Consider the following 21491-nt stretch of genomic DNA (forward strand, 5'->3'; position numbering starts at 1 on the left):
TGCTGGTTCTCTCTGCGGGGTCGTGAAGATGCGTTTTGCTCACTACGTGGGACACGAATGTAATTTGTGATGAAGTAGCCAAGTTCTCTCTAAGCGAAACCTCTCTGAGCTGGGAAGTAAAGTTTTTCCTAGGTCTTCGATGGTGCTGGTTGGATGGTGCTAAAAAATGTGCCGAACGTCGTTGGGGGCCTTCTCTTCGATCACAGACGGTTACCGTGCTGGGCGGACACTTGTCGTCGAGCCGCGGAGGAGCGGACGTGTCACCGAGTACGACTGTGAAGATTGCCCTAGCTTTTGTGGGCCTATTGATTGGGGCAGGGTTCGCGACCGGTCAGGAGGTGATCCAATACTTCGTGTCGTTTGGCCTCACGGGGTTGTGGGGTGCGGTTCTGTCAGGCGTGTTGATGACGGTCATGGGTGCAGTCATCATTCAACTGGGTAGTTATTTTTTGGCGCGCGAACACAACATGGTCTTTCGAAATGTGGCGCACCCCATAGTTTCTGCTGCTTTAGATGGTGCAGTGACATTAACGCTATTTGCGGTGGGATTTGTGATGCTCGCTGGTGCGGGATCTACGTTGGAGCAGCAGTTCTCTCTGCCATCATGGGTGGGGGCAGGAGTGATGTTACTGCTGGTCATGGCTACAGGGATGCTGGATGTAGATAAGGTCTCTGGGATTATCTCGGGAATTACGCCGTTGATCATCGTGGCTGTGGTGATTGCGTTCTGCTACACGATGTTTCACATGCCAGCGGATGTTTGGGCATTGCAGAACGTAGCATTGAGTACCGAATCGCCGGTGCAGCCTTGGTGGCTTGTCTCGCTGAATTACACGGGGCTGGCATTGATGCTCGGTGTGTCAATGTGTTTGGTTATTGGTGGCAATTACCCCAATCCTCGTGAAGCTGGTTGGGGTGGGTTGGCTGGCGGCGCCGCTTACATGGTGCTTTTGCTCATGGCTGCAATTGTTCTATATCTGAATATTGCGCGAGTTGGTTCCGCGGATGTTCCTATGTTGCGTTTGTTTGAAGAAATGCATCCGGCTTTCGCATATATTATGGTTTTTGTTGTTTTTGCGATGATATACAACACTGCCATCGGGATGTTTTACGCCTTAGGGCGGCGTCTAACAGCTTCGTGCCCTGAGCGTTATCGAATAGTTTTTCTTGCCACGTGTGTAGTTGGCTACGGTGTGAGCTTTGTCGGATTCAGTACATTGATGAATTACGTGTATCCCGTTATCGGATACATCGGATTAGCGATGATTGCTGTGATGCTGGTTGCGTGGATACGTAGTCGCACCCCTATTCGTGAAGAGACTGGACGTCGGCACCGCATAAAAGCATTGTTGACTTCACGTGCACACCCAAAGCGTCGTTTCGGGCGTACGGAGGCGGCGGCGTTGCGCACGGCTGCGCGCGAATCAAACGTGCCAGATGAGGTGATTGTCGAGGTTTTGGATCGTGAGGCGGTCACGGCTGTGCAAGAAGGTGAAGCGGAGCCAACAAAGTCGCTGCAACCCTAAGCGTGTAGGTGCTTGACGCTCTGGAGGCCTTCGACGAATCGTCGAAGGCCTCCAGAGCGTGCGGGGTGTTTAGCGGCCGGAGAAGGTTTCTCCAGGGCGGACTTTCTCTCCGCCAAGCTCAGAAACAGTGACCAGCTTGAAGCCCTTTTCGGTGAGCTTCTGCACGATCTCAGGTACTGCTTGAACAGTCGAGTCGTGAATGTCATGCATGAGGATCACAGCGCCTGGACGTGCGCTGTTGACTGCGCTTTCCACAGTTTTTGCGGTGCTGCGGGTTTTCCAGTCTTGGGTGTCAACGTTCCAGAGAATGATCGGTATCTTCACGGCGCGGGTGTCTTTGTTGTAGGCACCGTACGGTGGGCGGAAGGTCTTAGGGGCTTGCCCAGTGATGCGTTTGATCGTCTCGGTTGTAGTTTCGATTTCTCGGCGTTGCTCCTCGGGGGACAACTTCGTAAGAAGTTTGTGGTCCAAGGTGTGGTTGCCCAGTTCATGCCCTTCGGCAGCCATGCGTTTGAGTGCGTCAGGGTGTAGTGGTGCATGCTCGCCGAGGATGAAGAACGTGCCTTTGGCTTGGTGAGCATCAAGGGCATCAAGGACCTTGTGTGTTCCGGGACCAGGGCCATCATCAAAGGTTAGGGCGACACACTTTTCGACGTTGCAGTCTGTTTTGGGGGCGGGGGCTGCGGTGGTGGCTGGTGCGGCAGGTTTGCTTCCTGCTGGCTCAGTGAACCCAGGGGCGCCTTGGAGTGAGGCTTTGCGGGCTGCTTGACCGAGCGGGGTGAGTTTGGAGGTGGGGTCTCCTTGAAGGGTGACTTCGAAACGTCCCTCAGAGTATGAGGTGACCATTCCTTGAGAAACGATAATGTGCAGGTCACCAGCGGGAGTGAAGCTTGTTCCGGCGATCACGGCTTCCGTGTGTTGGGGGTCTGGCTCGTTGGCGGCAGCGCCTGTTTTCTTAATTGCCTCGATAATGCGTTTGCGGACTTCCGTTTGACCTTCGGGGGTCAGAAGGGCTGATCCTTGCTGAGGTTGGTTGTTGGCGGAGTCAACCCATACCGTTCGACTTTCCGTTGAGCCGGAGGCCCCGGAGAAAGTATATGTTTCAAGCTGTATGCCGACGGTGGTCCCTGAGGCTGCGAGGAGCCTCCAGTTTTGGGTGAGTTCTGGGGCTGCGACGCCTCCTTTGGCTGGATTGTCGGAGCGGAAAGTTTCTGCGGTTTGCTCGGCTTGTTTAGATATCCAGTCGTTAAATGGTTTGTAAGTATTAAGTTGTGGATATTTGACAGATATTGGGCGATTAGGGTCATCATCTGCTACTTGTGCTGCAGAAAGTCCCGGAATAGTTTTTTCCGTCTGTTCTTTGTGAGCTTTTTCTTCGTCAATGCGCTTGGCGACGTCTGCTGTTACTCCAGCCGGTGGCTGTGCTGATTCTTCTGCAGGCTCTGATCCGCATGCCGCTAATGTCAATGTCAGTGTCGCGGCGAGCAGGACACTGAGGTGCTTTGCCCGAATTCTTTTTGCTCTCGTCACGAATGCAATGATGCCCCGCGCTGCTCATGTGGTGGTCCAGGGTAGTGGGGGAAGATTCAGGCAGCGCGAAGCCTGCATGTCTCGCGATGTGGTTGGTGTGGGTGCTGTTTTTTCGAGCCTAAGAAAAAGCACCCTTTTGGCTGCGGAAGCGGCAGTTGCCCCGCATGCGTGCAGACATCACGATGACCTCGAAAAACATTGCGAGTTCAAGGATCTGGCAAAAATTATTGAATGTCGTAGAAAACTCTTCCAGTCAGCTGCGACGTGCTTTTGCCTCACGTGTGGTCATGCCTGCGATGTGGTGGCCACTCATGTGGGACTACCACTTTTTCAGTGGTCCCTCAATCACCCTTGTATCCTTTCAAAAAGGCATCGAAACCGTTTCATGTGAACGGCTCTCGGAACATCAAGACCTGCGATACAGGTCACCCTCACAGCAATGGCCGGTCGGGCGGACAGCTGGCTTGGCCACGACGCAGTCGTGCATACGGCATGGCTGCAACGCCACCGCTGACTTCCGTTCCACGAACCCTTCGAGGCCTAACAACGCCGAAACCAGCTGAGCCTTTTTCATGGCTCGATGGTCACCTCGAATGTCAATTGCATCCGTATCCCGGAAGCGAATTGTCGACGTAGCGCTCCGGCGTCGCGAGCCCGCAGAGAGCTCACCCACAAAACCACAACACGGCGACACCGATTCAGGGCAAACACGCGCAGCTCTTCGTACAAAACATCCGTGACCGAGCGCTGCTGGATCTGGCCGCCGCACAACGAATACATACCTAAACCATCGCTAACCCAAAGGACCTAGTCCCATGACAAACGCCAAGCCACCACAGGCAGCTACCTCAACAGCCACCGGACGATCCCGCACCGTGTTCACCGTGACCGTGCTGACAATCGCGATACCCCTCGTTCTTTCCGCTCACGGAATCGCCCTCGTTGGCATCCAAGCTCTCAACTTCCCCGTTGAAATAGCTATCGCTATGGCCATCTTCTGTGAGCTTGCTTTCGTTGTCGCAGCGCTGTCTGCGCGCGAAGCCATCATCACCGGCCGCTGCGCACGTAATGACCTCATCGCAACCTGGGCTATCGCCCTGGGCACAGGTATTTTCTCCGCCCTTCATGAAATCCTCACCACCGCAGCGCCCAAAACGATCTCCATCACGGTGTTTCTAGCTATCACCCTCCGATTCGCTGCGCCACTGATCGCCGCCTGGCTGTGGCACAACCACGTCCTTGCCGACGCCGAAGAGCGCGCAGCCTGGCCTTGGGGTGACCGCATCCGCCATAACGCCACCCTGGATGTGGCAGTAGCTGCAAGGCAGGCCGCCGCATCTGCAACCAACCGTGAACGCGTCAAAGCTAGCGCCCGCCTGGAGGCCATCTACCTACGCCTTTGCCGGAGTCAACCCAACTTGGATCAAGCAGCACTCGCATCCGCGATGCGCCAGGTCGCAGCTGTTGACTCACTACCTGCCTTGGCCACGACCAAACATGCCTCCTTCGCTCCTAACGAAGACGCTGAAAATACACCCCAAACAGCCCCTCAGCTGGCACTCGCAGGTTCTGGCTGGGTGCCACAGTTTGTCGTTGCGGACAGCGACAAAGAAATCAGCACCGTCGCTGCAAAAGTTCTCGATCTGTACGGCGATGCCGCGACAGGTCGTCACGTCCAGGAAGCTATGTCGCACCTAGGCCACCATGTCGCTGACCGCACTGCTCGCCGCTGGCTGTCGCGCGCTCGCCAAGACGCCAGCCAACAAGCCGCCGAATGCACCACGAACAGCTCTGTTTCCTAAAAAGCACATCGGATGCACCTACAGAGCAGTGAGATCGTGCAATACCACCATGGCCACATGTTCTGACCGCTGGCCGGTTGTGATGACGTGACCGGCCACCACCTAATTGACAGAAGACTGCCCGACGTCATCGTGCTGATCTGCACCAGAATGTGGCTGCTAGCTAGCCGCTAACTTCGCCACCGATGAAGGCATCCACATCCCTGCTGCGGTAAGCACACCGATCAATCCCAGCGGAACAAGTGTCAAAGCGGTTGTCGAGACCCCCGCACCCGTTCCCAATGACCCAGCTAGCGGGTAAGTGAATAAAAAACATGCATGAGACAGCGAGAACTGAGCCGCAAACACAGCGGCTCGGTTCTCATCAGTGCTGTTCCTGCGCAGAATTCGTGCCGAGGGTGTAAGCACAGCCGAGGTGGCGGCACCCATCAGCGTCCACACCAGTAGAAGTGCACCCCATTGGGCAGAATGAGTCGTCCAAGCGATCGCATCCGCGGCGGCGATCAAAAGCAGAAGTAGTGAGATGCCTCCAGCAAGCATGATGCTGCGATCTGTGAGGCGGTTGATCAGCTTCGGTATGCCAAGTGCGATCAACATGGAACCGCCTCCATACGCTGCCAGAAGCACCGCAACATCGTGCTGTGGTCTACCAAGTTCGGCTCGCACCAGAACGACAGTGTTGACGATCACCAAGGGCGTGACTGCGGCAACAACAAGATTCATCCCCATCAGGCCACGCAATTCAGCAGTTGACCAGAAGAGCCGCCACCCATGAGTGAGTCTGTCGTGAAATTTCTCTATCGATGAGGGTGCAGTGGCAGGAATGTGAGTTGTTATGACCAACCCAGCAGAGGCAATGAACCCAACAAACGTGCCAAAAAACAGATTATGAAAACCAGTGATGGTCAGCAGTGCTGCAGCCAGTATCGGGCTGATCAGTGATTCCAGGTCATAGGCGAGGCGAGAGAGTGAAAGCGCTTGGGTGTACTCATTCTCATCAGGCAAGACTGTGGGGATTGTGGCCGAGAAGGTGGGGGTGAATGTGGCCGAAGCTGATTGAAGCAAGAAGATCAAGATGTAGATCTGCCATGCTTCAGTGACGAACGGCAGGCAGAGAGCTACTGCGGCTCGGGTGAGCTCTGCCCCAATGAGAACAGGCTTGCGGGGAAGACGAGAAACGAAGGCGGTAGTGATGGGTGAAACGAACACGTAAGCACCCATTTTGATTGTCATGGCGGTGCCCATGATGAGGCCAGCGTTACCGCCGCCAATGTCGAAAGCTAGTAGGCCTAGCGCGACAGTGAGCAGTCCAGTGCCGACTAATGCGATGACGTGGGCGCTGAAAAGCTTCGCGTAGGTGTGGTGGGTGAGGACGCGCAGCATGGGGTGAGTCGTTCGCTGAGGTGATGTATGTGGGTTACTCGGCGGGGGAGTGGTGGTGCCGTGGTGTTTGGCCGTTGGCGGTGGCGTGTTCGGCTTGTTTGACAGCTTCGATGACCAGGGCCAGAGCGTGCTCGTCCGTGAGTCGGTAGCGCACGCTGGTGCCTTCATGACGAGTGGTGACGATGCGGGCCATACGCATGCGAGCCAAGTGTTGAGAAACGCCGGAAGGTTTTTTGTCAACGATTTCGGCCAAAGAGTTAACGGAGAGCTCTTCGGCGGCGCGCAGGGCCAGGATGATTTTGATTCGGGTGGGGTCAGAAAGCAGGCGGAAGACTTCAGCTGCTAGATCAACGTATTCCGATGAGGGAGAGAGACCGCAAACCTTACTATCTGCATTCATACGCAGATAGTAACAAAATGTCATCCAGGGGTTCTTGCCTGCTGTATGCATCTCGCAGACGGAGTGGCGCTTAGCTTAAAGTTGAGTCGAGTATGCGCAAGTTTTCGGTGTGGTAGTTGACAACCTTCAACTCAAGTTTCAAAGTTGAGTGTGTAGCAATCAACCCGAAGCAGGTGCTTGACCTGCCAGGGCGGAGTGCCTCTCGTTCGGGTCCGTCTTTCATTAACCCGAGCAACAACGCCGGTACGAACCTCTCTCGCGCAGAGATGGCTACGTCCCCGAGCAGGTGGCATTCCGCCAACGCAACAAGCAGCCACCGGGTTGCCGCTGGCCCTTAAGGCCACCACCCAACGTGAAGGAGCGCCAACACATGGCACGTGCAGTAGGTATTGACCTCGGAACCACCAACTCGGCCGTCTCTATCCTCGATGGCGACGAGCCCACCGTCATTGCTAACGCTGAAGGCGGCCGCACCACCCCGTCCGTCGTTGCGTTCTCCAAGAACGGCGAAATCCTCGTCGGTGAAATCGCCAAACGTCAGGCCGTCACCAACGTCGACCGCACCATCCGCTCTGTCAAGCGCCACATGGGCACCGACTGGACCACCGAAATCGACGGCAAAAAATACACGCCCCAGGAAATCAGCGCCCGCACCCTCCAGAAGCTCAAGCGCGACGCTGAGGCCTACCTCGGCGACACTGTCACCGACGCAGTGATCACCGTTCCGGCATACTTCGACGACGCCGAACGCCAGGCAACCAAAGAAGCCGGTGAAATCGCGGGCCTCAACGTCCTGCGCATCGTCAACGAGCCCACCGCCGCCGCTCTGGCCTACGGCCTGGACAAGGGCAAAGAAGACGAACTCATCCTCGTCTTCGACCTCGGTGGCGGAACCTTTGACGTCTCCCTCCTCGAAGTCGGCAAAGACCCCGAAGATGGCTTCTCCACCATCCAGGTCCGCGCCACCCACGGTGACAACAAGCTCGGTGGCGACGACTGGGACGACCGCATCGTCCAGCACCTGCTCACCACGGTGAAAAACAACACCGGCATCGACCTTGCCACCGACAAGATCGCCATGCAGCGTCTGCGTGACGCCGCCGAGCAGGCCAAGAAAGAACTCTCCAGCGCCACCACCACCAACATCTCGCTCCAGTACCTCTCCATGAGCGAGAACGGCCCCATCCACCTGGACGAAACGCTCTCCCGTACCCAGTTCGAGCAGATGACCGCCGACCTCATTGAGCGCACTAAGGCGCCGTTCCACCAGGTCATCAAGGATGCAGGGATCTCCGTAGGCGACATCGCTCACGTCGTGCTCGTTGGTGGCTCCACCCGTATGCCAGCCGTCACCCAGGTCGTCAAGGAGCTCACCGGCGGCAAAGAGCCCAACAAGGGCGTCAACCCAGACGAGGTTGTCGCCATGGGAGCCTCCCTGCAGGCCGGTGTCCTCAAGGGTGAGCGCAAAGACGTTCTTCTCATTGACGTCACGCCGCTGTCCCTGGGTATCGAGACCAAGGGTGGCCTGATGACCAAGCTCATCGAGCGCAACACCGCCATCCCCACCAAACGCTCCGAAACCTTCACCACTGCTGAAGACAACCAGCCCTCGGTGCTAATCCAGGTGTTCCAGGGAGAGCGCGAACTCGCTAGCGCGAACAAGTCTCTGGGCACCTTCGAGCTCACCGGCATCGCCCCAGCGCCCCGTGGCGTCCCGCAGATCGAGGTCACCTTCGACATCGACGCCAATGGCATCGTGAACGTCTCCGCTAAAGACCGCGGCACGGGCAAAGAGCAGTCCATGACGATCTCTGGTGGCTCGGCTCTTCCGCAGGAAGAAATCGACCGCATGGTCAAGGAAGCTGAAGCGCACGCCGAAGAAGACAAGAAGCGCCGCGAATCCGCTGAGGCCCGTAACACGGCTGAGCAACTCGTCTACTCCACGGAGAAGTTCCTCGCCGACAATGGTGAGAAAGTTCCTGCCGAGACGAAAGCCCCGGTCGAAGAAGCAGTTAAGGACCTCAAGGAAGCTCTCGCGAAGACCGGTGACGACGAAGTCTCCCCTGAAGAGCTCAACACCAAGGTCACCAAACTGAACGAGGTTTCTCAGGCGATGGGCGCAGCAATGTACGCGGCTACCCAGGCCGAGGGCGCACAGGCCGGTAACGCTGGTGCGGCAGGTAACGCTGGTGCTGGTGCAGGTTCCGCCACGGGCGCCAAGGCCAAGGCAGACGACGACGTCGTTGACGCCGAGGTCGTCGAAGACGACAAGAAGTGACCTGCTAGTCGCCGACCGAATGTAACCTCTGGGGCCGCCGCAACACGCGGCGGCCCCAGAGCCGCACCGGGTATCACCCAACGCCAAGCGATGCCCTACAACCACAAACGGCGTGCAGCAGCAGTAGTTTTTCCTCAACAGGAGGCGATGGAACGTGTCGCAGGAACAGCCGCAAGACAACGAGTTCGGCGCATACCAAGCCCGCCACAGCGCACCCGAACAAGGAACTGAGTTCGCTCCAGGGCCGACATCACCGGTCTCCGGGCCAGGGGGGCAAGCCGCCGCCCGAGCCGCCTACGAAGGCGCCCAAAAGAACCGCCCCGACACGGCTATCCCTGAAGAAGAACACGTTGTGGCTCCAGAGCCCGCCGAGCAAACCAGTGAAGAAACCGTGGAGCAGGCAAGCGAAGAAACAGCCGCCGAGCAGCCAGAGTCTGACCAAGCGCAAGCCATGGACGACTCTCCTGAAGGCCTCGCTGCCGCGTTCGAAAACGAAACTAGCGAACGCGAGCAAGAACTCATCGACCAGCTACAGCGCGTAAGCGCCTCGTACACCAACCTTGAAAACGAGTACCACGCCTACGTGCGGCGCTCGAAACGCGACCTTGAAGAAGCAGCCCAGCGTGGCACCAGCAAAGTCCTCGAAGGGCTACTTCCAGTTCTTGACGAGATCGGTCTCGCCCGAGCTCACGGTGACCTCGAAACTGGCCCGCTGGCGAAAATCGCAGAGAAACTCGAAACCTCCTTGTTCAAACAAGGCGTAGAACGATTCGGGGCTGAAGGGGACGTCTTCGACCCCACCGTTCACCAAGCTATTTCGCACGACGTTCGAGAACTGCCCGAAGGCGTCACCGACACCACTGTCGTGCAGGTCATGCAGCCCGGCTACCGCATCGGTGAGCGGGTAGTGCGCCCAGCAATAGTGGGTGTCGCTGACCCAAAGTGACTGGGGATACCCCAGCGCTGATCGTCGTCCGCGCCGCCCTCGTGTAGTGGCGCCCGCCACGGCGCCTCGCACAGCAGCTTCGGGCACAACTCACCCGACACAGAACGTCAAGGAGGGAACATGGCCAGTCAAGACTGGTTGGACAAGGATTTCTACGCTGTCCTCGGTGTGAAACCGGGCGCGGACGACAAAGAGATCAAAAAGCAGTACCGCAAAATGGCGCGTGAGTATCACCCCGATACCCACAAAAACGATCCCGTAGCCGAGGCCAAGTTCAAAGAAATCGGCGAAGCGTATGCAGTGCTCTCCGACGCCGAACAACGTCGTCAATATGACGCTATCCGCGCCATGGGGGGCGGTGGTCCCCGTTTCACAGCTGGCGGACCCGGCGGTATGCCGGGAGGGGGAGCCGGATTCGACGATCTGCTCGGTGGTCTGTTCGGTAATGCGGGAGGATTCGGCGGGGCGCGTCGCACTGCTGGAGCAGCACCCAACCTCGAAGATCTTTTGGGCATGTTCGGTCAACAAGGTTCAGGCGCAGGCAATATGGGTTTCGGTACCGCTGGGACACGTCCACCCAAAGGACGTGATGTGCATGCCACCGCCACACTGAGCTTCAAACAAGCCGTTAACGGTGACACGGTTGTTGTTAACGGAGTCAGCGGTAAACCAATCACCGCGCGCATCCCGGCCGGGGTTAAAGACGGAGCGACCATCCGATTGCGCGGTAAAGGGGAATCCTCGCCTATGGCAGGGGGAGAAGCAGGCGACATTCTCCTCAAAGTGACCGTGAAACCGCACCCGGTATTCCGGCTCGAAGGAAACGACCTCGTCGTTGATGTTCCCGTTACTTTCGCAGAGGCCGCGCTAGGGGCCACGATCTCTGTTCCGACTCTTGGCGGCAACCCCGTGAAGTTGAAACTGCCTGCCGGAACCCCCAGTGGGCGTTCTTTGCGTGTGCGGGGCAGGGGAGTGCCAGCTAAAGGAACTCCGGGCGACTTGCGGGCACGTATCCAGGTAACGGTGCCGCAGCGGCTCACAGATGAAGCACGTGCAGCTATTGAAGCCTTGCGCGCTCAGGAAAGCGACTTCGATCCCAGGGCGGAGCTGCTCACTCGGGCGCGAGGTGAGTGAAAGTGCCCGCCGTGAACTCCTCATCGTTTTCCCCTGATGATGACACTCCTGTGTTCGTGATCTCCGTGGCTGCGCAGCTGGCGGGAATGCACGCTCAAACTCTGCGCCAGTATGACCGGCTTGGGCTGGTTGTACCTGCGCGTACGCGCGGGGGAGGGCGACGTTATTCAGCACGGAATGTGATGGAGTTACGGGAAATTCAACGGCTTTCGCAAGATGAAGGCGTGAGCTTGTCGGGGATTCGGTACATCCTGGCGCTGAAAAACCGTATTGAAGAGCTCAACGCCACGGTCGAGGAGCTGCGTCGCGAGGTTGAGCAGGCACGGGACCGCCGTGATCAGGCCAGGCGGGTTTTCGCGGCGGCAAGCAGTGGTGATGTTGTTGCGGTGCGGGCTGGGCAACGCCCGCGCCGCAACGTTGCTTCACGTGCTCTTGTGGTGTGGGATCCGCGGCGTGTTCCTGGCCGTTGAGGTCGCTTCCGGAGTTCCAGCGATGCTGCGGTACAACTTGTGAGTGACCATTTCCATGGGGCCGTGGCGAAAACGAAGTAGCCAGCAGTGAGCCATCACAAGCATGAGTGCGCTGATGCCTATCCACGCTGCGATTGTGACTGGCAGTCGCCACTGCGGATCCATCGCCCCCACGTTCAGGCCCCATCCGTAGAAAAGCGCTGAAGCAACGAGATTTTGCAGCATGTATGCGCTGAGGGAGACGCGCCCGAGTGCGGCTAGGTAGCGGGATATTCCACAGCTGAGTGAATGTGCGGTGCTGATAATCAGTGCGAGCATTCCTACAGCTACTACTGGTGCAGTGCCGTATCGGGTGAGGATATTTAAGGCGGGGGAAGACAGGGATAGGGCCAGGTCAATTGGCGCGGTGATGAGTCCGATGATGATTAATCGCCGGCGTAGCTGTGTGGCTTTTTCGGTGAGTATTCCTGATTGGTATAGGCGGTGGCCAAGCAGGAACATCGCAATGCTCATCGGAAGAATGAAAACTGGTTCAATCCGGAACATAAATGCTGAATCAATGCGAAGAAGCACCAGGTCCCACCAGGAGCCATCGCGGTAAGGATTGTGCCCATAGGTAGCGGGGGAGCTCTGGGTGTTCATGGCTGCCATGAGGATCATCGATGCTATGAGAACGAGTAAAGCGTGCACAGCTAGTGCGCATGTGAACCACGCTTTTCGGGTGCGTTCGCTGAAGGTAATAACCCAGGCGGCAATACCGCCGGTCACTGCGTACCCCATAAGAATGTCGAATTCGACTACAAGTAGGTAGTGCAGGATTCCGTCGAGGAACAGGATGCACATGCGCCATTGGTAGGGCCCAGGCCAGGTGTGGCCGCGCCGGGATGCGCTTTCTGCTTGAAGTGCTAGGCCGATGCCAAAAAGAAGCGTCAGGAGACCTAGGAATTTTCCGTTGGCAGAGCTTGAAGAATGGCTTCGACTGTTTGCTGCCAGGGGGCGGCATTGGCGCTGGTGGGGGAGTCGAAGTAACCGAGTAGGCCGCCGGGGTGGGAGAAGATCCATATGTTGGTGGCTAGCGTGCCACAGATCGCGATGCCGCGGGCGATGTCCAGGGCGGCATAGCGAGGCTTAGGTGAGGTCATGGCTTTTTTTATCACAGTTGAGATAAAAAAGATCTGGTGTGCAGGTGATAGACAAGGAACGTGCCCAAAATCGTCGACGTCACCCGCAGGCGAGAGCGCATTGCCGACGCCGTTTTCGCCCTTATTGAGCGAGGCGGAGTGGAAGCAGCGTCATTACGTAACGTCGCGTCCGAGGCTGGACTTAACGTTGGATCAGTGCGTCATTACATAGATGGCCATGAAGGAATGCTTATTGAATCCCTCCAGGTCATGGAGGAACGCATTGAGAAACGCATCTGGGCACGAGTAGAGGTTTTCCAAAAAGAACAGCTGAAAAACACAAAAGATTCACTCAAAGAGCTCTCGCCCAAAGCTGAGCGAGTTATCGCTGCTTCACCTGCATTCCGAGATATGGCCGTGGATGTTTTAGAAGAACTGCTGCCGCTGGACGCCACGCGGCGTCGTGAAGTTGCCGTGTGGCTAGCTTTGAGTGAGCGCTCTCGAACTCAAAAGTCTTTGCGGACACAAGCCCAAGAGATGATCGAAGGGGCAAGGATAGTGACGCGTCCCTTAGTGGAGTATGCGCGTGTCCCTGAGGCTGAACTGCGTGCCGAATGTCTTGCGGTGGCGGTAGATGGCCTAGCGGTGGCTTTGCTCTACGGCCCAGAGCGACTCAACGCCAAGACAGTGCGAGAAATACTGCATAGACATGTCGATGCGGCGTTGGATGCGCGATGAGTGTGCTGTTAAGCGATAAAGCTACGACAAGCACAGAGTTTCTGCTGCGCAGACCTCAGCGGTGAACTCCTTGACCAAGGTGGCGACATCCCGTGGTGATGAATGAATTGCCATGTGGCCAGCGTTGATGGTGACCACTTCCATCAAAGGATGCTGTGTTGTGAGTTTGAGGAGACGCTGGTGGCTTTCACTGTGCAAACCAGTTCGGCAGTGAATCGTCAACGAGGGGCAGGGGAGTTTCTCGTAGAGGTCGACTGAGGGGAACACCTCGTCGGCGAGAGAGAAGATGTAGAGAGCCAGAATCTCCTCGATGCTAGGTGCTGTCCGGAATGTTCCATCAGGGTGCAAACGGATACCTCGGTCGATATCAGCGCGCATCGCGTCCTCATCGAACCCTTTGAGAGTCCAGTCTTTCCGGTATCGATCCAGCTGTTTTTCTGCCCATGCCTCGACATCTTCTTTACTGTGCAATTTGGTGTCCAGTGCGAACCGGGTGTTGAGTCCAGCGTGGAATTCGGGGTCAGTGATAGTGCTGTAGGTCTTTATTACTTCACGGCGAGCCAGTGTTGCTGCTGCGTCAATACCAATGATCGAGGTGAACAGATCCGGACGTTTGATAGCAGCCACGCACGCCAAGAAGGCCCCCATGTCATGGCCGATGAGGATCGCAGGGGCGAGGTTGAAGTAGTTGCTGATAGTTTCGAGGTCGTGCCACGCCGCGGAAGCGGGCAGGTGCACGGCGGTGGAGTGGCCGTGGCGGCGCAGGTCAAAGCTGTAAACGTGGAACTGGTCGGTGAGCTGCTGGGCCAGTGGCGTCCACAGTTCCAGGCTCCAACCGGGCGTGTGCACGAGGATGAGCGGCTGGCCATTGCCACCATGATCTCTGACGGCGAGGACGCCGGTATCCACGGGTATTTCGATGTCCTGTGGCGACATGGGATTTTCCTTCGCGTTCCGTCTGAGCCCATTGGTGGGGGTATCGACGATATGCGCAAAAATGAAGAGAACATACCTGCGGGGTGCCTAGGGGCGTGTCGCGGCTCCCTAATGGGTATTGAACATGCGCAGAGATTGGGCAGTAGAGGCGGCTATTTCGCTCAAGGTAGCGATCTCTTGACGGGTTTCGGTCGCCGCTGTTGAACCTGCAGATGCACGATCTGCGACCTGAGAAACGGTCTGGGCGATGCCGCTGGCTCCGGTAGCGGCCTCCTGGACCGAACGGCGCATCTCTGTGGTGGTTGCGGTCTGCTCTTCCACAGCTGAGGCAATTGTTGATTGGGTTTCGTTGATGCGGGCAATGATTTCGCCGATGCTGGTCAGCGCTGCCGAGGTCGCTTCAGCGTCTCCTTGAATGCCGAGGATCCGTTCGGAGATGTCATCGGAGGCCGCCGCGGATTGGGAAGCCAGCTCTTTGACTTCGTTGGCGACGACGGCGAAGCCTTTGCCTGCTTCTCCGGCGCGGGCGGCTTCGATGGTGGCGTTGAGGGCCAACAGGTTGGTTTGTTCAGCGATAGACGTGATGGTTTTCATGACTTCGCCGATACGGACAGAGGATTCAGAAAGTTTTTCAACGATGCTTACCGCGCCCTGGGCAGAGGTGACCGCCTCGGAAGCCACTTCAGAGGCGCGGGTAGCTGCAGTGGCGATCTCGCGGATAGAGACGTTCATTTCTTCAGTGCCAGTGGCGACGGTGTTGACGTTGTCGCTCAGCTGGGTGGCGGTACCGGCGGCGTTTTCTGCAGCTGAGCTGGTCGCTGCGGAGGTGGTAGCAAACCGGTCTGCGCTGGTATCGAGTTCAGCTGCTGTGGCTGCGATGCGGTCAATGTCGCTGGTGATGAGATGTAAAGAGGTAGTTAACGCGGCTTGGCGGGTGTTGAAGTGGTGGGCCAGAGCGCGGGTGGTGTCAGTGCCTTCGGGGGTGAGAGTGAGGTTGAGATCGTGAGGGTCTGCGCTGGTGAGTGCGGTGGCATAGCGGGTCAGTGGTGCTGCGGTGCGAGTGTGCCATAGGCGCACGAGAGCAATCAGGGTGATAAGGCAGACGATTGCGCAGACAGTCACGGGGATCGTGGCCCAGCTCTTGACCCAGGTGGTTTCGCTGGCAGCCGGGGCGATGGGGTCTGAAGCTGCAGTTGGGGTGGTAGTGGTGCTGGCGCTGGTGATTGCTTTTTTGAGGGGGGCAGTGACGGCCTCGGAGGCGTTGCGGTAGTCGCGGCCCAATACGACGGTGGCTGCGAGTTCGCGTTTGGCGGTGGCGGTGAGCTCTTTATCTGCGGGGATCAGTTGGTATTCGGCGACCCGGACAGGCATTTGAGTTTCGGGGACGTTTTCTGCTTCCAGGCGTAGCCGCATGGAGCGGATATCGGCGATGGTGAGTTTTTTGTGTGCCTCAGCTGCGGTAGCGGCTGCGGCGGCCAGGGTGGGGGCAGTTTTGGTTGAGCGCAGGGATTCCAGGGCGGTGTCGATGGTGCGTGAGTTCTCGCTGATGGCGAAGTAGTCGGTAAGCCATCCGCGGTCACCGGTGGTGGCGAATCCTCGTGCGTCAGCGGTTAGGGCACGCATCGTGTCCAAGATGGTGGCGGCGTCGCTGATTCCTGTTGTTGTTTCTGAGGAGGTGCCAGAGGAGCTGGTGGCCGTGGCGGTGGGGGTGCCGCCGTCCTGGATAGGGGTGCCGGTGTTGAGTAGTAGCGCGGCGATGGCCAAAAGAGTAAGTGCGGTCAGTATGAGGGTCGCCAAATATCCAGTTCTGATGAGGGTGGATTGTTTCATGACGACCTTTCCCCGCGATGTGACATAGCTTTCCCCTGCTGCTCTCATCGGGCGAACATTTTTGTACCTGAGCAGATTTCGTTGTTACGACGGGGTAGTCGGCCATAGATTTAGGGAAGAACAAGGTGCTGTTCGCCTTCGGCGTGGCTGAATAACTTTTTCCTGTGTACACAAGATGTGCGGCGGCCGCGATATTCTGGACGCGATACCGCGTGTGCTTATGACCGCCGCGCGGACCAAACACGAAGGACATGACATGGCAGTCATTACCGCAGTCGTCGCGACAGCGACCGCAGTTGTTGTCGTTGCCGCCGCGCCGCGCCCCGAGCCGGTGCCGGTTCGTGTGGAATCACGTCGCTCTAGCTGAGCCGTGCACTAGTTCATCCGCCCGAAGGGCCCTGTCCACCACGGACAGGGCCCTTCGTATATGCGCAGGATTATGGATGCGAGAAATTCGGGGAATCAGTGGCTGGTGGAGGTATTGATCTCGCTACGGTCACCAGACCACAACGTGTGGAACGAAGCCTCACCGCCATCAATGCGGCGGTAGGTGTGCGCCCCGAAGTAGTCACGCAACCCCTGAGTGAGCGCAGCGTTGAGGCGAGGGGAACGAACTTGATCGTAATAGGCCAGGGCAGAGCTGAAGCCAGGAATAGGTACTCCAGCGCTCGCGGCGGTTGCGACGACTCGGCGCCACGCGTCCTGGTTTTTGGCCAGGCCAGCGGCGATAGAGGGAGCTTCGAGCAAGGTGGTGAGATTGTTCGCGGCGTACTCATCGGAGATGCGTTGGAGCAGCGCGGCACGGATGATGCACCCGGCTCGCCAAATCGAAGCAACTGCAGCCACATCAATCTGCCACCCGTATTCGTGGGCAGCGGTGCGGATTTCGTCGAGGCCTTGGGCATAAGCGATGACTTTGGCGCTCCATAGGGCGTCCCGGATGTCATTGATGAAAGCTTCTCGATCCAGGTCAGCAGGCAAAGTCCGGTCCGGGCCTTCCAAAGCTGCCTGTGCATGCTCACGCAGCTCACCGTGACTGGAGATAGCGCGAGCAAATACGGCTTCGCTGATGGAGTTGACCGGCGTGCCCAGGTTCAGAGCGGACTGGACAGTCCACGTGCCGGTGCCTTTCATCCCGGCAGCGTCAACGATCAGATCCACCAGCGGCGTGCCCGTTTTCGGGTCTTTGTGGCGCAACACCTCGGAGGTGATCTCAACGAGGTAGGAATCCAGGTCGCCGCAGTTCCAGGAAGCGAAAGTGTCAGCCATTTCATCGGCGGATAGGCCCAGAGCTTTGAGTAATTCGTAGGCTTCGCCGATGAACTGCATGTCGGCGTATTCGATGCCGTTGTGCACCATTTTCACGAAGTGGCCAGCCCCGTCAGCGCCGATGTAGGTGCAGCATGGCTGCCCATCAACTTTGGCGGAAATGTCTTCAAGGATGGGGCCCATGAGCGCGTAGCTAGAGGCCGGGCCGCCAGGCATGATCGAAGGTCCTTCAAGGGCACCGACTTCACCACCGGAGATCCCAGCACCGATGAAACGGAACCCGGCATCGGCGAGCTTTTTCTCACGGCGGCGGGTGTCTTCAAAAAAGGCATTACCGCCGTCAACAACGATGTCGTCTTTGTCCAGCAGGGGCATCAACTCATCGATGACGGCGTCCGTGCCTCGCCCAGCCTGCACCATGATCACGATGCGTCGCGGGCTGGCCAGCGAAGAAACGAACTCTTCCAAGGTTTGCGCAGCTACGAAAGTGCCCTCGTGGCCGTACTCACGCACAACCTCTTCGGTTTTGGCCAAGGTGCGGTTATAGATAGCGACCGCGTAGCCGTGGCGAGCCATGTTCCGGGCCAGGCTGCTGCCCATGACAGCCATACCGATGACGCCGACCTCGGCTTTACCGTCCGGCGAGAGACCTTTTGCTGATTCGCCGGTGGAGGTGGTGGTGGTTTCGGTCATCGAGTTCTCCTTGCTGATGGTGATGTTCAACGAGCGAACAGGGGTATGAGGAGTATGAGACGTGCGCAAGTGTGGGTGAGCAAGGCGCTCCTGAGCGGCCAACTACACAGACAGGCTGCCTGTGCAGTTGGTGCCTGTGAATAATCTCTCAACAGTCCCTGAAAACCGTCCCACCTGGGGGTTACACCCCGGGGCATCTTTACTCTCAGAATCAAGAAACCTCTCACAGGTTCAACAAAAGCTTGACGTGCAAACACGCAGCGATCTGGTCAGTGAAGGATGCGGACAGATGGACAAGACCCGCCCATTAAAAACGCCAATCGCCCGGCGCTCTGTCCTGAAATGGTCAGCGATCGCTGGGGGCGGAGTCGCCCTGATGAGCGGGTGCGCACGCCCGCAGGCCCCCGCCAGCCCCGCCCCCATCCCAGACGAAGCTAAAGGCGTAGCAGTCAACGGCCGCACTGTCTGGTCAGCGTGCGTGATCAACTGCGGTTCGCGCTGCCCACTGCGGCTGCAAGTAGAGAACGGAACAGTGGTGCGGGTTCTACCCGACAACACCGGCGACGACTCACTACTCAACCGGCAGATCCGGGCCTGCGTACGCGGACGCAACATGCGCCAGCGCATCTACAACCCTGATCGCATCAAAAAACCCCTCAAACGCGTCGGCAAACGCGGCGAAGGCAAATGGCAAGAAATCTCCTGGAACGAGGCCTTTGACCTTTTCGCCAAGAAGCTGAAATACACCATCGACACCTACGGCAACGAAGCAATCTTCAAAACCTATGGATCGGGTACATGGAACGCCCATCTCGGTTACTCCGGCGGGTGGCCGCGCCTGTTCAACCTACTCGGCGGGCACCTGGGTTATTACGCCAACTACAGCTACGGCAACCTCAACTCGGCCTCGATCTTCCAATTCGGTAACACCGATGAGCAGATGTCGAACTCTTTCGAAGACGCAGCCACACATTCGCGGCTGCTCGTGCTGTGGGGCAACAACCCCCAAGAAACCCGCATGTCCGGAGGCGGAAACACCTACACCTCACTCTTGGCCAAGAAAAAGGGACTCAAAGTAATCCTCGTGGATCCCCGATACTCCGACTCAGGGACCGTCCTGGCTGACCAGTGGATCGCTCCGCGCCCAGGCACCGACGCCGCCCTCGTGGCCGGGATGGCGCACGTGATGATCACCGAGAAGCTCCACGACAAAGAATTCCTCGACACCTACTGTCAAGGCTTCGATGAAGAACACATGCCCGAAGGTATCCCCGAAGGGAACTCCTACGAGAGCTACATTCTGGGCAAAGGATCAGACAAAACCCCTAAAACCCCTGCCTGGGCCGCGAAAATCACTGGCGTGCCCGAACACACCATCATCGCGTTCGCCCGGGAAGTCGCCACCACCAAACCAACCAACATCACCCAAGGCTGGGGACCCCAACGCCACGCCAACGGCGAGAACCAAGCCCGCGCCATCTACACCCTCGCCGCCATGATTGGTCAGGTCGGTATCCCCGGCGGCGGCACCGGCGGACGCGAAGGCTACTACTGGCCCATCACGAAGTGGTTCCCCGACGGCGATAACCCTGTCAAAACGTCAATCAGCTTCTACAGCTGGACCGACGCCATCACCCGCGGTACCGAAATGACTGCTACCTCAGATGGCGTACGCGGCGGTGAACGCCTGAAATCGAACATTAAGTTCATCCTCTCCTACGGCGGCAACATGCTCGCCAGCCAACACGGCGACATTAACCGCACCAAAAAAATCCTCACCGACGAGTCACTTGCAGAGTTCATCTGCGTTGTTGATAACCAGATGACGGCTTCGGCGCACCTGGCAGACCTCGTCCTGCCAGACACCACCACGGCAGAACGTTGGGACCTTGTTCCCAGCGAATACACCGGCGACATGGCCTACCTGATCATGGCGGAGAAAGCCATCGAGCCGCTCTTTGACTCCAAACCCGCCTACGAAATGTGCACCGAAATCGCTAAGCGGATGGGCATCGAAAAACAATTCACCGAGGGCCGCACCCTCGAAGAATGGGCTCGCCACATGCAAGCCGAAACAGTCAAAGAACACCCCGACTTCCCTGACTTCGACACCCTCCGTAAGAAAGGCGTACACCGCTACCACAACCCCGAGGGCATGACCGTAGCGCTCAAAGATTTCCGCGAAGACCCCGAGAAGAACAAACTCCCCACCCCATCAGGGAAAATCGAAATCTTCTCTACCCAGCTATGGGAAATGGCGAAAACCTGGACTTTTCCCGAGCCTCGACTACCCGGTGACGTCATCACCGCCATCCCGATGCACATCGACACCTGGGAGGGCGCGACCGCCGCGAAAACGGACAAACGTTACCCACTTCAAGTCATCGGCCACCACTTCAAAGGCCGCACCCACTCCACCTACGGAAACCTCGCCAACAACCGCGAAGCCCACCCCCAAAAAGCGTGGATGAACCCGCTGGACGCAGCCGAGCGAGGCATCAAAACCGATGACCGCATCGCAGTGTGGAACGACCGCGGAAAAATCACTCTCCGCGTCATGGTGACCCCACGGATCATGCCCGGCGTCCTCAGCGTCCCCCAAGGCGCCTGGCTAGAACGCGGACCAGAGGGAACCGACCACGGCGGCGCCGTCAACATCCTGACCAGCATGCACCGCACCCCCTACGCCAAAGGTAACGCCCAGCACACAGTGCTGGCCCAAGTCGCTAAAGCCACCGATGCTCCCACACAAGCCGGTGCACCATCACCGCGCTACGGCGCCCCCGTCTAAAACCGCAGCACTGAAAGAAAAAGAGGCCTCTCATGCAGGGATTCGCGTTCGACCAGAGCGCCTGCAACGGCTGCAAGGCGTGCCAAATCGCCTGTAAAGACAAACACAGCCTGCCCATAGGCGTGAAATGGCGACGAGTTGTGGAATACACCGGAGGAAGCTGGTCCCGACAGGGTGAGACCCTGACCCCTAACGTGTTCTCCTACTACACCTCAATCTCGTGCAACCACTGCGCCGACCCCATCTGCGTTGAAGTCTGCCCAACCACTGCCATGACAGTGCGCGAGGACGGCACCGTCTACGTCGACGGGAGCAAATGCGTCGGCTGCCGATACTGCGAATGGGCCTGCCCCTACTCGGCACCCCAGTTCAACGCCGAAAGCGGCCACATGAGCAAATGCGACGGTTGCTACGACTACCGCCAAGCCGGCAAAGACCCCGCCTGCGTGGCAGCCTGCCCATCCCGAGCACTGGCATGGGGAGAAATCAGCGAACTGAAAAAGAAATTCGGGCCAGGCATGGCCACCGCACCCCTGCCCGACCCCTCGACCACCCGCCCCAACCTCGTGGTCAAACCTCACAAGAACGCGCAGGAATGGAACGCCGGAACCGGTGAGATAGCCAACCTTGAGGAGATCTGAACC

Annotated in this window: 17 protein-coding genes; 9 read left to right on the forward strand and 8 right to left on the reverse strand. The window is 58.0% G+C overall.

Going from position 1 to position 21491, the window contains the following annotated elements:
* Nucleotides 1–275: 275 nt before the first annotated feature.
* The gene (locus AC2T9U_RS01925; RefSeq protein WP_493696470.1) at nt 276–1526 is read left to right on the forward strand and encodes a YkvI family membrane protein; all 1251 of its coding nucleotides are present in this window, start codon (nt 276–278) and stop codon (nt 1524–1526) included.
* A gap of 69 nt (nt 1527–1595) precedes the next feature.
* On the opposite strand, the gene AC2T9U_RS01930 is transcribed toward AC2T9U_RS01925, so the two are convergent.
* Entirely contained in the window at nt 1596–3056 is a 1461-nt protein-coding gene (locus AC2T9U_RS01930) for a polysaccharide deacetylase family protein (RefSeq protein ID WP_493696471.1), read from the reverse strand.
* An 815-nt stretch (nt 3057–3871) separates the two neighbouring features.
* Between AC2T9U_RS01930 and AC2T9U_RS01935 the strand changes: the two genes are divergently transcribed.
* Nucleotides 3872–4858 carry a hypothetical protein gene (locus AC2T9U_RS01935; protein WP_493696472.1) on the forward strand — a complete coding sequence of 329 codons (987 nt, stop codon included), beginning with the start codon at nt 3872–3874 and terminating at the stop codon, nt 4856–4858.
* Between the two features lie 159 nt (nt 4859–5017).
* On the opposite strand, the gene AC2T9U_RS01940 is transcribed toward AC2T9U_RS01935, so the two are convergent.
* Nucleotides 5018–6241, reverse strand: coding sequence for an MFS transporter (locus AC2T9U_RS01940; protein WP_493696473.1), 1224 nt, complete (start codon nt 6239–6241; stop codon nt 5018–5020).
* Between the two features lie 34 nt (nt 6242–6275).
* Nucleotides 6276–6641, reverse strand: a complete 366-nt coding sequence (locus tag AC2T9U_RS01945) for an ArsR/SmtB family transcription factor (RefSeq protein WP_493696474.1) — start codon at nt 6639–6641, stop codon at nt 6276–6278.
* Between the two features lie 370 nt (nt 6642–7011).
* Between AC2T9U_RS01945 and dnaK the strand changes: the two genes are divergently transcribed.
* The 4 genes from dnaK (at nt 7012) to AC2T9U_RS01965 (ending at nt 11469) form a co-directional block, all read left to right on the forward strand.
* A complete protein-coding gene (gene dnaK, locus AC2T9U_RS01950; RefSeq protein WP_115031331.1) occupies nt 7012–8919 on the forward strand; it encodes a molecular chaperone DnaK in 1908 nt (635 codons plus the stop codon).
* A 154-nt stretch (nt 8920–9073) separates the two neighbouring features.
* Nucleotides 9074–9865, forward strand: a complete 792-nt coding sequence (locus tag AC2T9U_RS01955; RefSeq protein ID WP_493696475.1) for a nucleotide exchange factor GrpE — start codon at nt 9074–9076, stop codon at nt 9863–9865.
* Nucleotides 9866–9985: 120 nt separating this feature from the next.
* Nucleotides 9986–10999 (forward strand): DnaJ C-terminal domain-containing protein, encoded by a 1014-nt coding sequence (locus AC2T9U_RS01960; protein ID WP_115031329.1) that lies wholly within the window; start codon nt 9986–9988, stop codon nt 10997–10999.
* Between the two features lie 11 nt (nt 11000–11010).
* Nucleotides 11011–11469, forward strand: a complete 459-nt coding sequence (locus AC2T9U_RS01965; RefSeq protein ID WP_115032787.1) for a heat shock protein transcriptional repressor HspR — start codon at nt 11011–11013, stop codon at nt 11467–11469.
* Here AC2T9U_RS01965 and AC2T9U_RS01970 read toward each other — a convergent pair.
* Together AC2T9U_RS01970 and AC2T9U_RS01975 are read right to left on the reverse strand one after the other, a co-directional pair.
* Nucleotides 11422–12312 (reverse strand): DUF418 domain-containing protein, encoded by an 891-nt coding sequence (locus AC2T9U_RS01970; protein ID WP_493696476.1) that lies wholly within the window; start codon nt 12310–12312, stop codon nt 11422–11424. The two genes, AC2T9U_RS01965 and AC2T9U_RS01970, sit on opposite strands and share 48 nt — an antisense overlap.
* Before the next feature lie 95 nt (nt 12313–12407).
* Nucleotides 12408–12611, reverse strand: a complete 204-nt coding sequence (locus tag AC2T9U_RS01975) for a hypothetical protein (RefSeq protein WP_493696477.1) — start codon at nt 12609–12611, stop codon at nt 12408–12410.
* Nucleotides 12612–12671: 60 nt separating this feature from the next.
* On the opposite strand from AC2T9U_RS01975, the gene AC2T9U_RS01980 reads away from it, so the two are divergent.
* Nucleotides 12672–13328, forward strand: a complete 657-nt coding sequence (locus AC2T9U_RS01980; RefSeq protein WP_115031326.1) for a TetR/AcrR family transcriptional regulator — start codon at nt 12672–12674, stop codon at nt 13326–13328.
* Between the two features lie 21 nt (nt 13329–13349).
* Here AC2T9U_RS01980 and AC2T9U_RS01985 read toward each other — a convergent pair whose 3' ends face one another.
* From AC2T9U_RS01985 to gnd, 3 genes are all read right to left on the reverse strand, one after another.
* On the reverse strand, nt 13350–14264 hold the full coding sequence (locus AC2T9U_RS01985) for an alpha/beta fold hydrolase (protein WP_493696478.1): 915 nt from the start codon (nt 14262–14264) through the stop codon (nt 13350–13352).
* A gap of 108 nt (nt 14265–14372) precedes the next feature.
* A complete protein-coding gene (locus AC2T9U_RS01990) occupies nt 14373–16094 on the reverse strand; it encodes a methyl-accepting chemotaxis protein (RefSeq protein ID WP_493696479.1) in 1722 nt (573 codons plus the stop codon).
* 462 nt (nt 16095–16556) lie between these two features.
* Nucleotides 16557–18056: an NADP-dependent phosphogluconate dehydrogenase gene (gnd, locus tag AC2T9U_RS01995; RefSeq protein WP_493696480.1), complete on the reverse strand. Its 1500-nt coding sequence runs from the start codon at nt 18054–18056 to the stop codon at nt 16557–16559.
* A 376-nt stretch (nt 18057–18432) separates the two neighbouring features.
* Between gnd and AC2T9U_RS02000 the strand changes: the two genes are divergently transcribed.
* Nucleotides 18433–20847 carry a DMSO/selenate family reductase complex A subunit gene (locus AC2T9U_RS02000; RefSeq protein WP_493696481.1) on the forward strand — a complete coding sequence of 805 codons (2415 nt, stop codon included), beginning with the start codon at nt 18433–18435 and terminating at the stop codon, nt 20845–20847.
* Between the two features lie 32 nt (nt 20848–20879).
* Nucleotides 20880–21488, forward strand: a complete 609-nt coding sequence (locus tag AC2T9U_RS02005) for a DMSO/selenate family reductase complex B subunit (protein WP_115031320.1) — start codon at nt 20880–20882, stop codon at nt 21486–21488.
* Nucleotides 21489–21491: the final 3 nt, after the last annotated feature.

Source organism: Dermatophilus sp. B7861-1 (genome assembly GCF_058996045.1).

Bases quoted from the DNA above. Each gene is read 5' to 3' on its own strand.
- AC2T9U_RS01935 (WP_493696472.1), top strand. From the start codon at position 3,872: ATGACAAACGCCAAGCCACCACAGGCAGCTACCTCAACAGCCACCGGA.
- AC2T9U_RS01940 (WP_493696473.1), bottom strand. From the start codon at position 6,241: ATGCTGCGCGTCCTCACCCACCACACCTACGCGAAGCTTTTCAGCGCC.
- AC2T9U_RS01945 (WP_493696474.1), bottom strand. From the start codon at position 6,641: ATGAATGCAGATAGTAAGGTTTGCGGTCTCTCTCCCTCATCGGAATAC.
- dnaK (WP_115031331.1), top strand. From the start codon at position 7,012: ATGGCACGTGCAGTAGGTATTGACCTCGGAACCACCAACTCGGCCGTC.
- AC2T9U_RS01960 (WP_115031329.1), top strand. From the start codon at position 9,986: ATGGCCAGTCAAGACTGGTTGGACAAGGATTTCTACGCTGTCCTCGGT.
- AC2T9U_RS01970 (WP_493696476.1), bottom strand. From the start codon at position 12,312: ATGTGCATCCTGTTCCTCGACGGAATCCTGCACTACCTACTTGTAGTC.
- AC2T9U_RS01975 (WP_493696477.1), bottom strand. From the start codon at position 12,611: ATGACCTCACCTAAGCCTCGCTATGCCGCCCTGGACATCGCCCGCGGC.
- AC2T9U_RS01985 (WP_493696478.1), bottom strand. From the start codon at position 14,264: ATGTCGCCACAGGACATCGAAATACCCGTGGATACCGGCGTCCTCGCC.
- AC2T9U_RS01990 (WP_493696479.1), bottom strand. From the start codon at position 16,094: ATGAAACAATCCACCCTCATCAGAACTGGATATTTGGCGACCCTCATA.
- gnd (WP_493696480.1), bottom strand. From the start codon at position 18,056: ATGACCGAAACCACCACCACCTCCACCGGCGAATCAGCAAAAGGTCTC.
- AC2T9U_RS02000 (WP_493696481.1), top strand. From the start codon at position 18,433: ATGAGCGGGTGCGCACGCCCGCAGGCCCCCGCCAGCCCCGCCCCCATC.
- AC2T9U_RS02005 (WP_115031320.1), top strand. From the start codon at position 20,880: ATGCAGGGATTCGCGTTCGACCAGAGCGCCTGCAACGGCTGCAAGGCG.